Source organism: Collimonas humicola (genome assembly GCF_018304945.1).
GTDB lineage: Bacteria > Pseudomonadota > Gammaproteobacteria > Burkholderiales > Burkholderiaceae_D > Collimonas > Collimonas humicola.
In genome coordinates this window covers 279,817-292,365 of record NZ_JAGQEE010000003.1, presented here as the reverse complement: position 1 = coordinate 292,365, position 12,549 = coordinate 279,817, and the positions used below count along the sequence as shown (strand labels likewise).

Sequence of the window (12,549 nt, the reverse complement as noted above, 5' to 3'; positions counted from 1 at the left end):
TGGAGATAGGCCACACTTGAAGATGAAGATAGCTGCTCTTGAATGAAGCGGCCTTCACGACAGCCAGGAGATTCAGAGAATCCTGCGGGACAGAGATTTCTGCAGTCGACCGCACATTGAATTATGAGCATAGCTAATGATTCTATGAGATCAAATCATTTTTATTCATCGATGGCGCAGCATAAAATTCGTCTCCGCTCTCGACGATGTCAAGACTGCTGAATCAAAAAACCAGACAAAAACGCTGGCAAGTACTGAAAAAAGCAAGAAATAACCGCAGGTTTTATCTCAGAAATTAGGGCGCCAGATCACAATGAGTAAAGAGTTCACATTTGCCATCAAGAGCATTTGTTTCGATGAAGACTATCGTCCTTCAGACAATACGCGTATCACAACCAACTTTGCTAATTTGGCGAGGGGAGAGAGTCGCCAAGAGAACTTGTGCAACACCTTCAGGATGATTGACAATCGTTTCAATGCCTTGGCGCATTGGGATAATCCCAATGGCGATCGCTATACCGTCAAACTTGAAATCATTTCCGTTGAGATGAATATTGATGGTGAAAGCAGTGGCAATGCCCTTCCTTTGATTGAAATATTGAAGACGAATATTGTTGATCGAAAAACCAACGAACGCATTGATGGCATCGTAGGGAATAATTTTTCCTCTTACGTGCGAGATTATGACTTTAGCGTGCTGTTGCTGGAGCACTCCAAGAATCAGCCCGAATTCAGCACGCCAGATAATTTTGGAAGCCTGCATGGAAAGCTGTTCAAGTGCTTCGTGAATTCAGACACTTACAAAGATCATTTCAATAAGCCGCCCGTGATATGTCTGAGTGTTTCGAGTAGCAAGACTTATCATCGGACTGAAAATCGGCATCCTATATTGGGCGTTGAATACCAGCAAGATGAATATTCTTTAACTGACGAATATTTCAAAAAAATGGGGCTGAAGGTTCGCTACTTCATGCCTCCGAATAGCGCCGCGCCCTTGGCTTTTTATTTTGCTGGTGATTTGCTGGGTGATTACACCAATCTTGAGCTTATCAGCACCATCAGCACGATGGATACCTTCCAAAAGATTTACCGGCCTGAAATTTACAACGCGAATTCTCCAGCAGGAAAATCCTATCGACCAAGTTTGAAGCACCAGGATTATTCATTAACTCGCATTGTCTATGATCGGGAAGAGCGTAGCCGGCTGGCGATTGAGCAGGGAAGGTTTGTTGAGGAGAACTTTATCAAACCATACCAAGCTAGTCTTGAGCAGTGGTCCGTTAATTGCGCTCTTTGAAGAATCAAAAACATAAGGTCATCTACTGTGAAAAAATTGTTACCCACATCAACTGCCGGCAGCTTGCCGAAACCCTCTTGGCTTGCACAACCCGAGACACTTTGGTCACCTTGGAAATTGCAAGATGAGGGATTGATCGAGGGCAAACAAGATGCTTTGCGTTTGTCACTGCAGGAACAGCAACACGCAGGTATTGATATCGTCAGTGATGGCGAACAATCGCGCCAGCATTTTGTTACTACGTTTATTGAACACCTCAGCGGCGTTGATTTCGAGAAGCGTGAGACCGTCAGAATTCGTGATCGCTATGATGCGAGCGTACCGACGGTCGTTGGTGCTGTTGCTCGCCAAAAGCCGGTCTTTGTTGAAGATGCCAAGTTCTTACGCCAGCAAACCAAGCAGCCCATCAAATGGGCTTTGCCGGGGCCCATGACGATGATCGATACGCTTTATGACAGCCATTATAAAAGTCGCGAAAAACTGGCTTGGGAATTCGCCAAAATCCTCAATCAAGAAGCCCGCGAGTTGGAGGCTGCTGGTGTCGATATCATCCAATTTGATGAGCCCGCATTCAATGTGTTCTTTGACGAGGTGAATGATTGGGGTGTGGCCACATTAGAAAGGGCCATTGAAGGACTGAAGTGTGAAACTGCTGTCCATATTTGCTATGGCTATGGAATCAAAGCCAATACTGATTGGAAAAAGACGCTGGGGTCAGAGTGGCGACAGTATGAAGAAGCTTTTCCCAAGCTGCAAAAATCCAGTATCGATATCGTCTCACTGGAATGTCACAACTCTCATGTTCCAATGGATCTGATTGAACTCATTCGAGGTAAAAAAGTGATGGTAGGGGCCATCGATGTGGCAAACGACACCGTTGAAACACCCGAGGAAGTGGCCAATACCCTAAGAAAAGCACTTCAGTTTGTCGATGCCGACAAGCTCTATCCTTGCACCAACTGTGGCATGGCCCCCTTATCCCGTCGAGTGGCAAGAGGCAAGCTAAATGCTTTAAGTGCCGGTGCAGAAATCGTCCGCAGAGAACTCTCGAACTAATTCTGAGGCGGGACATGGCCGTCGTGAGCTGCTCGCGACGGCCAAACGCGGAGAATGGCGTGGGCGATTTGGCCGGCTTTGATCGATGGCTCGCTTTCAACATTGGCCAGGGCTGAAGTCAGCCAAAACTACCGGACTACTTCAGGCCTTCCTTAACACTTTCGAGCTGCACTCAGTATTTAGTACCTACTATGCCACTTTCCAGTTCTGCTATCGAGCCATTGCGCTTTCGCGAAGCGCTGGGGCACTACGCATCCGGTATCACGGTGATTACGTCACACATGGATGGCGAGCCGATTGGCTTCACCTGCCAGTCGTTCCATAGCGTGTCGATGAGTCCGCCGCTGGTGTCATTTAGCGTAATGACCAGTTCGGCCAGCTATCCAAAAATTCGCCAGGCAGGTCGATTCGCAGTGAATATCCTGTCAGATGAGCAAGCCAGGATTTCCAACCAATTCGCTCGGCGAGGCACGGACAAGTGGCTCGGAATCGAATGGCAGGAATCGCCGCTGGGGAATCCGATCATTGTCGGCAGCCTGCACTGGCTTGATTGCGAAATTCATGCCGAACACGCCGCAGGCGATCACCTGATCGTGATTGGTGAAGTGAAAGCATTAAACCTGCAAGAAGCTGCTGCTACGCAGCCATTGCTGTATTACAAAGGACAATACTGCAACCTCGCCGCGCATAGTCCGGTTTGAGCGTTGACCTCCGCGGCCCTCTTTTACGCCGCAATCAATCGAGAGCCTTGCCATCTCCCCGAATGCTCCTGGCGCCGGAGCCGAAGTGGCACTATCTAAGTGGGACGGGATGGCGATCACCCTTGGTTTGCCGACGGCCTTATTTATCAGTCCGGGCTACCCGGCGGGGCCCATTGCTACCTGGCCGGCTATCATGCTCTGAGGTTCGATTCAGCGCCCTGGCGTCGAATCTTCCGGCTCGAACCATTCAGGCCAGGAACTGCGGTGCCTGTTGCCCGCTTCGATGCAAGGAATCAAGGTCTGCGCCAGCACAGGTAACTGATTGGCAGATTTGGCAATCCGGTATTTGACACTGTGCACGCACTCGCGGTCGGCAAATTCGCAACGGTTGAGCCGGGTGCCGCCACAGGGGCCGTTCGCCAGGCCTTTAGGGCATGTCTCGGGGCACACGTAGAGGGTCTCCTGCAAGCGGCAGCTGCCGCAGGTATCACAGCCGACCAGCGGCCGTTTGACCGTCCGTTCGACAGCATGTAGCGCATCCGCAGCCACGCCGACCTTCCAGATCGGGCGCCTCATGCTCCAGCCCAAAGCTCTGCTGAACCATCCCGTGCGACTGAAGAGCTGGCCATGTACCATAGAGAGCAGCGCGTATCGCAGGCGCTCCCGGGGCGTGGCGGCGACATCGGATTGCCCCATTTCCCAGGCGCCGATTGCGGGGACGAAGCATACCTGGGGCGCCCCAGGCATCTGCCAACTTGCATGCCATCGTTCGATCCAATCGGTCAGTGAGGTCATGCTGTCCCGCTGCTCAGCGATCGCATGCTCCAGCGACAGCAGTTCGTCCAGCGTATGCACCCCGCACACATGAACGCCGGCATAGCCCATCAATTGCAGGCCCACTATCTGCAGGGCCATGCGCTCGAGGCTTCGTGCGCTGGCGTAGGCCTGGGATACCTGCTGCTCCCTGCCCAGCAGCTCGCGCATGGATTCGGTGATGACGATGCCGGGCACGGCCTGCAGAACGGCCGCGCGCTTGTCGCTCAGGCGCGTCACACAGGCCAGCATGGGTTTCATTCGTACCTGAGTGCGCATCCAGGTCTGGGCTTCAATATGTTTGGCGGCGTCGAAACCTAGTTGCAGGGTAAAGAAATCAGCGCCGGCCAGAAGTTTTTTCTGCCCCTTCAGATATTGTGCGCCGCCTTCTTCTTCGCGGTACTTGAACGGGTTCAATGCGGCGCCCAACAGCCAGTCGGGGCAGTGCTCACGGGCGATCTGCAGCGCGGGCACCGACTCCAGATAGCGCACTGGCGCCTGATCAGGATGGTGGCCTGGCAAGCGATCGCCACTGAGCAGCAACAATTGCTCCAGGCCACGAGCCTTCATCGACTCCATCTGGAGCAGCAAGTCTGCGCGCTCGCGATCCTTGCCTGAAAAGTGCAGCAAGGATGAGGCTGGATCCCCGAATGCCCCGGCGCCTTCCAAGGGGCTCAAGTCCGAATGCGGGCCGACACGATCGGCGAAGGCTGGCAGTAACGGCCAGCCTGCCAGGTGCCCGCGTCGCACGATTTGCTCAAGCGCGACCAAGCGCGCAGGGGACTGTTGAGGCACGACCTCTAGCACGCAGACGAAGCGTCTTTCGTTCAGCGCCTGTTTTAATTTACTCAAGACAGCTCGATACCTTGTAAATCAGAGGGGCGTCGTTGCCGCGGCCTCTTGGCGACGGTACCGAGCAACGACGGCGATGATAGCCAGCAGCAGGCTGGCGGCATAGAAGAGGGGCAGCTGCGGGCCTGCCTCCATCTCAGCGCGGGAGCTCGCAGTACGGACACGCCCATAGCGACGTGCAATGCTGTAGCGCGTAATTTTGACCCGCTGAATGATTTCCGGAGGCTGCGCGGGTAGCAAATCCATCTCGACTACGCAGGCGTTTCCTGAAGACATGGCCGAAACTCAGTCTTCGGCCGCAGCATCTTCATCGCCGTAAAACTTCACGCCCAGCTGGATGCGTTCACGACCGCTTTCCAGGCGGTGCCGATTGGTGTCGCGCAAAGAGTAGACGCAACCGCAATATTCCTGTTGATAGAAGTTCTCGCGCTTGCTGATCTCGATCATGCGCGCCGACCCGCCGCCTTTGCGCCAGTTGTATTCCCAGTAAAGCATGTCCGGATAGTGCGAAGCTGCACGCACGCCGCAATCGTTAATCTGCTGCATGTTCTTCCAGCGCGAGATACCCAGCGAGCTGGTGATAACCGGGAAACCATGTTCATGGGCATACAGCGCCGTGCGCTCGAAACGCATGTCGAAGCACATGGTGCAGCGGATACCGCGCTCCGGTTCATTTTCCATGCCTTTGGCGCGTTCAAACCAATTGTCGCGATCATAATCGGCATCGATGAAGGGAATGCCAAATTCTTCAGCAAAGCGGATGTTTTCCTGCTTGCGCAGTTCGTATTCCTTCAGCGGATGGATGTTGGGGTTGTAAAAGAAGATCGCGAAGTCGATGCCGGACGCCTGAATGGCTTCCATCACTTCGCCCGAACAGGGAGCGCAGCAGGAATGCAGCAGCACCTTCTTGTGCCCGCCGGGCAAGGCCAGCGGCTTGCGTTCGGTTGTGGATGCCATGAGAACTCTCCATGAAATGCGCCCGCCCTCGCCGGACTATGTAACCCAGCATTATCGCCCGCGGTTTGGCCTCATGAAAATGGATATGTTTTCATGGTTTTATGAGTAATATTCATAGAGCTTGTCACCAGGACGGATCAAGCGACGACGGGCCTCTTCGCCTGTTCGATGAAAGCCCGCAGATAATCGATGCTCACATCAGCCTCGCGCGCACCCAGGTAGATGTTCTTGGCAATGCCGTTCTTGCCGAGCCGAACCGGAACCACATCCATCGTGTCCGCGTATTCCTGCACCAGCCAGCGCGGCAGCGCTGCCACGCCGCGTCCGCTGGCGACCATCTGCAACATGATGTCGGTGGTCTCGATGGCTTTATGGCGCTTGGGCGTGATGCCGGCTGGCGTGAGGAACATGGTGTAGATATCAAGACGATCCAGCGGCACTGGGTAAGTCACGAGTACCTCGTTGGTCAACTGTTTGGGCTTGACGTACTCTTCCTTGGCGAGCTTGTGGCTGCCAGCCACGACCAACACTTGCTCGTAGTCGAACACCGGCTCGAACACCAGGCCGGGCTTGTCCAGCGGATCGGGTGTGACCAGCAAGTCGATTTCATACCCGAACAAGGCGCCGATGCCGCCAAACTGGAATTTCTGCTTCACGTCCACGTCCACATCCGGCCACGCCGCCAGGTAAGGCGACACCACCTTCAGCAACCACTGGTAACAAGGGTGGCACTCCATGCCAATGCGCAGCGCGCCACGCTCGCCCTGAGCGAACTGGCGTAGGCGTTCTTCCGCCAATGCCAACTGCGGCAGCACCCGGTTGGCCACGGCCAGCAGGTATTGCCCGGCCTGGGTCAGGCGCAGGCTGCGGCCTTCGCGCAGCCAGATGTCGGTGCCCAGCTGCTGCTCCAGCTTCTTCATGCTGTGGCTTAAAGCCGACTGCGTCACGTGCAGTACGCCGGCAGCCGCGGTCAGCGAACCTTGCTTTTCCACCTCTTGCACGATGGATAAATGAATGCGATCAAGCATGATAAATGAGTAAAATTCATGTTTTTCTAAGAAAAAGCCATTTTACTTCATCATTTGTTTTGCAGTAAAAAGAGCCCCCAACGCAGTAAAGACTGAGTGATTGGCTCTCAAGCTAACGGGAAGAAGAAATCTGCTATCGGTCGAGACTGTGTGCAAACACAGCGAGCTAGTCAGCTACTTTTCGATGCAAGCGTCAAATCGATATTGCATATTTGACCGAGGTTTCGATGAAACGCTTTGTTCAGGGAATGGATCGCACGCAGAGCATCCTGCTACCAGAGCAGCTCGAAGATGATAATGACTAATAAAGTCTGTCGCGGTCGGTGGCTGAAAAGGCTTATATTTGTTAAGATATTTCCTCTGAGTATATCTCTCTAACGTCTGTCACACCCCTCTTAAAGAAGCACTTTGGATTGCGGTTAGAGAATATAGTCTGTCACGCGTTGAAAAGATCACAGCACTCCCACCGACAGTTGTTCGAAGCCTAATGACTCCTGGGGGATCCAATGTTCGCTCTGCCAGAGTTCGACTACCTGTGCAGCCAATTCCGCGCCGAACCATTCAGCCACGCTGTCAGACTCGAAGGAAGCGCATTCGGGCCGGTGACGTCGCACGCCGTGTGTCAAAAGCCACTGATAAAAGATCAGCGCTGGACGAACTTGCGGCGAGCCGGCTTCTGCCGAACGGTTGAACTCGTCGGGAATACGAACCCCCTTCGGATCGAGATCTCCCAGGTACTCAGCGCCACTGCCAGCCACTTGATACAGCACCTGCTGGAGTGCACGACCGGTTAGCCGAAATGCCTCGCCGGAACCGTACACGATGGCCGAATAGCATCTGGCTTGCTGGTTCCATTCGCCGAAGCTCCAGAAGCTGTTGTGATTCTCGACCACGAGCACAGGCTTGCCGGGAGCGTCAGCCATTCGGTAGGGAAGAGGCTGCGGCACTCGGAAGCATCCGAGAGTGCTCAACTGCAGACGCCCGCCGAACAGGCTGTCACCAGTGCACATGCCATCGAGCCGTTTCTCGTCACCGTAGATTTCGAGCGATCGCTCCTTGATGGGAACGACCATGAGACTACCGCGGCGGCGGAGCAGAAACTCGTTGATGGGTAGCATTGCCTCAAGTTGACCCGGCCGCAAGTCTGGCCAGAACCCGAGTTCAGGTGCCCAGGTGACGCCGCGAAGATCTCTGCTCGAAACTGCCTTGGGTTCGCGCGTCAATAGCACCCATTGCGGAAGTGGAGGAACGCCGATCTTCTCCCAGCTTGCCGCCGCCGGGAGCGACAGCGCGCCTGCAGCCTCTAGCTGACGCAGGGCTTCCAGTAGGAGGGCGCCCCGGTCAGGGCTGTTCTGGACGTCTGGGTATAAGGAGAAGAAGTGCTGGCGAAGCTCCGTCAGCATTACTCGCTTACGCGTTCCTCGCCGCAGCATTTCGAGAAACTCCTTCACGCAGCTGCCTCATCGGCGGCTTCGTTTAATTGCAGATTGGCCACCTCGAGGTGCCATCGCTTGGTTTTCGTATTCTGACCGGCCTTGCGCAGACGAATGAAACGCTGGAACTCCCCGATGGAGTTGAAATCCTGAAGTGCAGTCGCGAAGATGAGTTGTACGTTCATAGCAGAGGCCAGCAACCTCTGCGCGCGCCACAGCGCGGCGGTCGTGGCTTTGGCGAACGGGTTGTCAAGGATGAGCGGTCCGCCTGCGTTCCTCTGCACCTGGGCGTGGTTCTCAGCACGCAACTGATTGATGACCAGATAGAGGAACATGGCCATCACTACGCCTTCGCCACCGGAGTTGGAAATCTTCTCAACGGGAACGTACTGCTCGGACTCTTCTATCGACATCTTCAGCACGTGCAGTCCGAGCGGCTTGCCATAGATACGAGCAACAGCGTCCGCAATGAGGTCCGTGCCCTTGGCAGGGATTGCGAGAGTGTCCGCCAGCACGTCGAGGTAGTTACGCATAGCCGCGCGGCGCATGTCCAGCGTAACCGCGGCAAAGTTTGCTCGCATCTTCAATACTTGCTTGCCACCAACGTATGGAGCGGTTACCGGAATGCATTTTTCTTGACTGCAAGCCTTGTTCAACGTGTTAATGGCTCCCCGCACCACGCCCAGAACCTCTTCCACGCAGGTATCAAAGTCAGCCTGCATACCCGTCAGCGTTGACTCGGTTGTGGAGATGCGGTCATCGAGATGCTCAAGCAACCGCGACGCGTCTGTGCACGCTGCCGTGAAGTCGTTCTGCAGCATTTGCAACGCGACATCGGGGTCTACCTCCCGGAAAGTAGGGTCGCCTGCAGCACTCTTAAGCTCATCGAACGAAGTACGCGCACCCGTCTGCAGCTTGGAAACTCCAGCATTCTTACCGTTATACTCGGCGAGCAGCGCACTCACCTGCTTGCCTGAGTTGAGCTCCAGGAGCACAGATGTCGGATCCGGGACCTCGGGAGTCTCTCCCATCAATGCGCCAATCTCGGCCGCGATGAGAGCCGGGTCGGGCTGGTCTGGAAGCCCCATTCCGCTACGAAGGATGGATTCATTCTGTTCGTCTGACTCGGCCTCACGAAGTTTTTCCTGGGCACGACTGGATGCACGATTGGCCTCCTCGGTAGCGACACGCATGCGGTCGTTTTCCTTGTCAATCTTTTGTTTCAAGTCCTCGAGAAGTAGGCCAAGCTCTTCAGCAGTATATCGCTCGAACTCAGAGGTGGCCGTGCCGATGCTTTGCTTGTTCGAGGCATGCCACGTGCGGGATTCGGTACTGAGGGATTGATGCTTCCCGGATGCCTCCACCTGTTCCTTGCGAGCTTCGACAAGCTGCCACTCCGTTTTAGACAGTTCCGCTTCATGGTTCAGGGAAAGATAAGGCTTTAGGTCAGCCATGTTCACCCCACTGAAGTCGCGTGTGAACTCCTTGGTCTTGCCGAGTCGCTGTTCCTTCACGCCTTGAATACGCTCACTTAAGGAGCCCAGACGGGCCTTTTCTTCCGTCAGGTAATTCGCCTGGGCGTCCTCGTAGAGCTGGCGCAGCGTCGTCAAGGGACGCGGATGTTGCTGGAGCCGCTCTTGCGCCGGGTACTCCCTGTTGTAGTAAGCGATGCGCCCGCGCTCTTCACCAACCTGGCGCAGCTCCGCGTTAGCGTCGGCCCGTTGTGTTTGGTCGGCATCATGTACCTCTTGAAGCTTTTCTGACGCGGAGTCGATCTCGACCTTGCGCTCTTGCGTCTCCGTTAACTCAAGGCTTATTTCAGCGAGGCGCGCCAGACACCCCTCACGGCCGGATTCGTGTTCAGTCTGGAACTGGCGGGCCGCCTGCGTCGCTTGAACAGACTCTGAGCGCCGCGATTCTGCCTCTGCCGCGGTCTTGTCATGTTGTTCAGCCTGAGTATCGAGAGATGCAGCTTCAGCCTCGAGATTTGCTGCGCGGCTCCGTGCAGCGGAGGCATCTCCCTCTAGCGTTGCCTGTTTCACCGCAGCTTCGGCCAGTTGCCCATTGCCGTAGGCGCCTGTGAAGGTTTCGAGTTCTTGAACCGCCTTGATCGCCTGCGTATATCGCAGCTCGTAGGCGGCGCGCCGCTGATCTTCTTCTTGCAGCCGACTATCCAAACTCTCGGCTAAGCGGGTTGCAGCCACAATATTGAATGCTGATGCATCTTCCGGCGGGACGACCAGACGGTCCTCGGGTACCGTAGCCGTATCGAGTGCCGCGACGGAGACCATTACAGGGCGACTCGGTTTGCGGGCAATCCACGACATCTCAGCGACCTTGGCGAATTCAGCCTGCGCGACGCATACACCGGAGTACCGCGCCGGGTCGCTCAGTATGAGCGCTTGCGCCTTAGTGGCGTCATCGACCGCGCGGGCAATGTATTCGTTAAAGGGTATTGCCGAGCGTACGCCGACAGCGTGAAGCCCCTGCACAACGAGTGCGACATCGTGGCTGTAGCCGGCGACGCCGGTGTCTTCAATGGCCTGACGCGTAGCACGTAATTCGGCCAGTCGCACGTCGGACAACGACTTCTGCCAGTTGGAGTCAGCGATGACATCCTGAAGGCGCGGCAGCAGGGCTGGCGACTGAGGATCAACACGGTCGGTCTCAACAGCTCCCAAAAGGGCAGGAAGCTGACCAAGCCGCTCCAGCTCCGCTTCCCCTTTCGCAATGTAGGTCTGCAGCCCTTTGGCCTGTTGACCTATGCTGGCTCCTTTGACGCGCTCTTCGTTCGCGTCGATCCGATGTTGCCTTGCCTGAGTACGAGCAGCATCCCTTGTCGCTAGATGAAGATCTCGTTCGTGGTGGTGGGATCTGGACGCAGCTTCGTGTCGCACGATAGCCCCATCTGCTGATTCATCGGTGTTGACGAACACCCCATCCCGCTCCAGCACCAGACGTCGAGCATTTCGCAGATTCTCTGTCGTCTGCAATCCAGTTTGCTCGCGCGTCAGGCGAAGTTCGTCGGCATCCGCCTTCACTTTCTGGCTGCGAAGCGCCGTTTTACGTTGCTCGCGCTGCTTCGATCTATCATCCAGCGTGGCCAGCGCATCCTTCAGGCGACTTTCCTCGATGAACAGTGCTCGCCGGAGCAGAGCACCCTGGATTTCCACATGGTCCCGGGCCGGTTTCAGCTCAGCCCTTTCGGCTTCAGCGAGCGCATCAAGTTCCTTGATGCGCTCGTCCATGCTCAGGATTTCTTGCTGCAGTCGCGCCGCCTTCAGCAGCTTCGACCGCGTCTCCAGGCCTAATACTAACGTGTCGGTATCGTCTTTAAGTTTCTTCGTCTGGGCGACGCGCTTCTGGTGCCAGACCCAGGTTCCAGTTATCCACTCGATTGCGAACAGCGCCGCGTTCTTAGCGGCAACGCTAGCCTGGTTGCGCTGCTCCTTCTCGAAGGTCGCCTCCACCGCTTGCGTCTTTCGATGGTTGACGGCACGAGCCTGTAGTGATTGAACAAGCTGAGCACCATGAATAAGCATGGTCCGCTGTGTGCTCACTGCCTCCATGTAATGGCGGGCAGCATCGGCGAATGTAGTCAACGAGATGCGGAACTTCTTGAGATGGTCGCGGCGCCGCTGCAACTGCGGTTTGCGGCGGTGGAGTTCACAGACGGACACCACGGACCTTCGGGCTTCTTCAGCCTTGCCAGTGTCACTGGTCAGGAAAAGGAATTTACGCAGGAACTCGCTCTCGGTCTTGAAATCAAGGAAGCCGGTGTCGAAGCCACCCTCCTGAGCCGAGAAATTGACCTGCATGCGCAGCATGTCGAGGTCAATGAGTCGCTCATCCTTCAGGTGCCGCTGCCATTCGGCCTGGCGGTTGTGACTTATGAAGACGTTGCCGGAGTGCTTCTTCTGGTTGTCATGAATCCAGCGAGAAAATTCGTTCATCGAGGTGGCCGATGCGCCTGACAGTCCAGGCGCTGGGATATCTTCCAATCGAAGGTCGGCACGCTCCTCGAAGCTGAAGAACATTCGGTCGACCTCCGTCTCCGTCGTGTTTCGCACGGAGACGACCTGGCCTGTAACCAGCTTGTACGGATGCCCACCTACGGACCGAGCGGGCATCAGCCATTCGATGACGATGAACCCAGGTACACCGTCGTGGGTAAAATATTGGGAGAAGCTGCTGTGCTTGCTCTGAATGTGCTTGAGAAACCGCTCCTGCGATGTTTCGAAGCACGAGAATACCAGGCCAATCAGCGTTGTCTTGCCGCCGCCGTTTTCGAGATTGATGATGGTATCGGTCGGAAGGCCCGTGCCAGGTTCAGTGAGATTGAAGGTAACCGCCTCGTACCATGCTGTTCGGAAGCCGCAGTTGGCCAAATGGATGCGTGAAATCTTCTGCAT

10 protein-coding genes are annotated in these 12,549 nt (G+C 55.5%); 4 read left to right on the top strand and 6 right to left on the bottom strand.

Going from position 1 to position 12,549, the window contains the following annotated elements:
• Positions 1–313 precede the first annotated feature (313 nt).
• The 3 genes from KHU30_RS12940 to KHU30_RS12930 all read left to right on the top strand — a co-directional run bounded on the left by KHU30_RS12940 (position 314) and on the right by KHU30_RS12930 (position 3,054).
• A complete protein-coding gene (locus KHU30_RS12940; protein ID WP_211443012.1) occupies positions 314–1,297 on the top strand; it encodes a DUF1852 domain-containing protein in 984 nt (327 codons plus the stop codon).
• 27 nt (positions 1,298–1,324) lie between these two features.
• Positions 1,325–2,353, top strand: coding sequence for a methionine synthase (locus KHU30_RS12935; RefSeq protein ID WP_211443011.1), 1,029 nt, complete (start codon positions 1,325–1,327; stop codon positions 2,351–2,353).
• A gap of 191 nt (positions 2,354–2,544) precedes the next feature.
• On the top strand, positions 2,545–3,054 hold the full coding sequence (locus KHU30_RS12930) for a flavin reductase family protein (protein WP_211443010.1): 510 nt from the start codon (positions 2,545–2,547) through the stop codon (positions 3,052–3,054).
• A 210-nt stretch (positions 3,055–3,264) separates the two neighbouring features.
• Here KHU30_RS12930 and KHU30_RS12925 read toward each other — a convergent pair whose 3' ends face one another.
• From KHU30_RS12925 to KHU30_RS12915, 3 genes are read right to left on the bottom strand one after another with little or no spacing between them, the layout of a single operon-like run.
• Positions 3,265–4,719, bottom strand: coding sequence for a methylenetetrahydrofolate reductase C-terminal domain-containing protein (locus KHU30_RS12925; RefSeq protein ID WP_211443009.1), 1,455 nt, complete (start codon positions 4,717–4,719; stop codon positions 3,265–3,267).
• A 21-nt stretch (positions 4,720–4,740) separates the two neighbouring features.
• Complete coding sequence (locus KHU30_RS12920; RefSeq protein WP_211443008.1) at positions 4,741–4,995, bottom strand: hypothetical protein; 255 nt, start codon at positions 4,993–4,995, stop codon at positions 4,741–4,743.
• Positions 4,996–5,004: 9 nt separating this feature from the next.
• Positions 5,005–5,676, bottom strand: coding sequence for an epoxyqueuosine reductase QueH (locus KHU30_RS12915; RefSeq protein ID WP_211443007.1), 672 nt, complete (start codon positions 5,674–5,676; stop codon positions 5,005–5,007).
• Between KHU30_RS12915 and KHU30_RS12910 the strand changes: the two genes are divergently transcribed.
• The gene (locus tag KHU30_RS12910; RefSeq protein WP_211443269.1) at positions 5,570–5,785 is read left to right on the top strand and encodes a hypothetical protein; all 216 of its coding nucleotides are present in this window, start codon (positions 5,570–5,572) and stop codon (positions 5,783–5,785) included. The two genes, KHU30_RS12915 and KHU30_RS12910, sit on opposite strands and share 107 nt — an antisense overlap.
• A 28-nt stretch (positions 5,786–5,813) precedes the next feature.
• Here the strand turns inward: KHU30_RS12910 and KHU30_RS12905 are convergent, their stop codons facing one another.
• From KHU30_RS12905 to KHU30_RS12895, 3 genes are all read right to left on the bottom strand, one after another.
• Positions 5,814–6,704, bottom strand: a complete 891-nt coding sequence (locus KHU30_RS12905) for a LysR family transcriptional regulator (protein WP_092416609.1) — start codon at positions 6,702–6,704, stop codon at positions 5,814–5,816.
• A gap of 452 nt (positions 6,705–7,156) precedes the next feature.
• Positions 7,157–8,155 carry a Wadjet anti-phage system protein JetD domain-containing protein gene (locus KHU30_RS12900; RefSeq protein WP_329956677.1) on the bottom strand — a complete coding sequence of 333 codons (999 nt, stop codon included), beginning with the start codon at positions 8,153–8,155 and terminating at the stop codon, positions 7,157–7,159.
• Positions 8,152–12,549: a coiled-coil domain-containing protein gene (locus KHU30_RS12895; RefSeq protein WP_211443006.1), complete on the bottom strand. Its 4,398-nt coding sequence runs from the start codon at positions 12,547–12,549 to the stop codon at positions 8,152–8,154. Before KHU30_RS12895 ends, KHU30_RS12900 begins: the two co-directional genes overlap by 4 nt.

Excerpts from the sequence above, each read along its gene's own strand:
- KHU30_RS12895 (WP_211443006.1), bottom strand. The coding sequence starts at position 12,549 with ATGCAGAAGATTTCACGCATCCATTTGGCCAACTGCGGCTTCCGAACA.
- KHU30_RS12915 (WP_211443007.1), bottom strand. The coding sequence starts at position 5,676 with ATGGCATCCACAACCGAACGCAAGCCGCTGGCCTTGCCCGGCGGGCAC.
- KHU30_RS12920 (WP_211443008.1), bottom strand. The coding sequence starts at position 4,995 with ATGTCTTCAGGAAACGCCTGCGTAGTCGAGATGGATTTGCTACCCGCG.
- KHU30_RS12930 (WP_211443010.1), top strand. The coding sequence starts at position 2,545 with ATGCCACTTTCCAGTTCTGCTATCGAGCCATTGCGCTTTCGCGAAGCG.
- KHU30_RS12940 (WP_211443012.1), top strand. The coding sequence starts at position 314 with ATGAGTAAAGAGTTCACATTTGCCATCAAGAGCATTTGTTTCGATGAA.
- KHU30_RS12910 (WP_211443269.1), top strand. The coding sequence starts at position 5,570 with ATGGCTTCCATCACTTCGCCCGAACAGGGAGCGCAGCAGGAATGCAGC.
- KHU30_RS12905 (WP_092416609.1), bottom strand. The coding sequence starts at position 6,704 with ATGCTTGATCGCATTCATTTATCCATCGTGCAAGAGGTGGAAAAGCAA.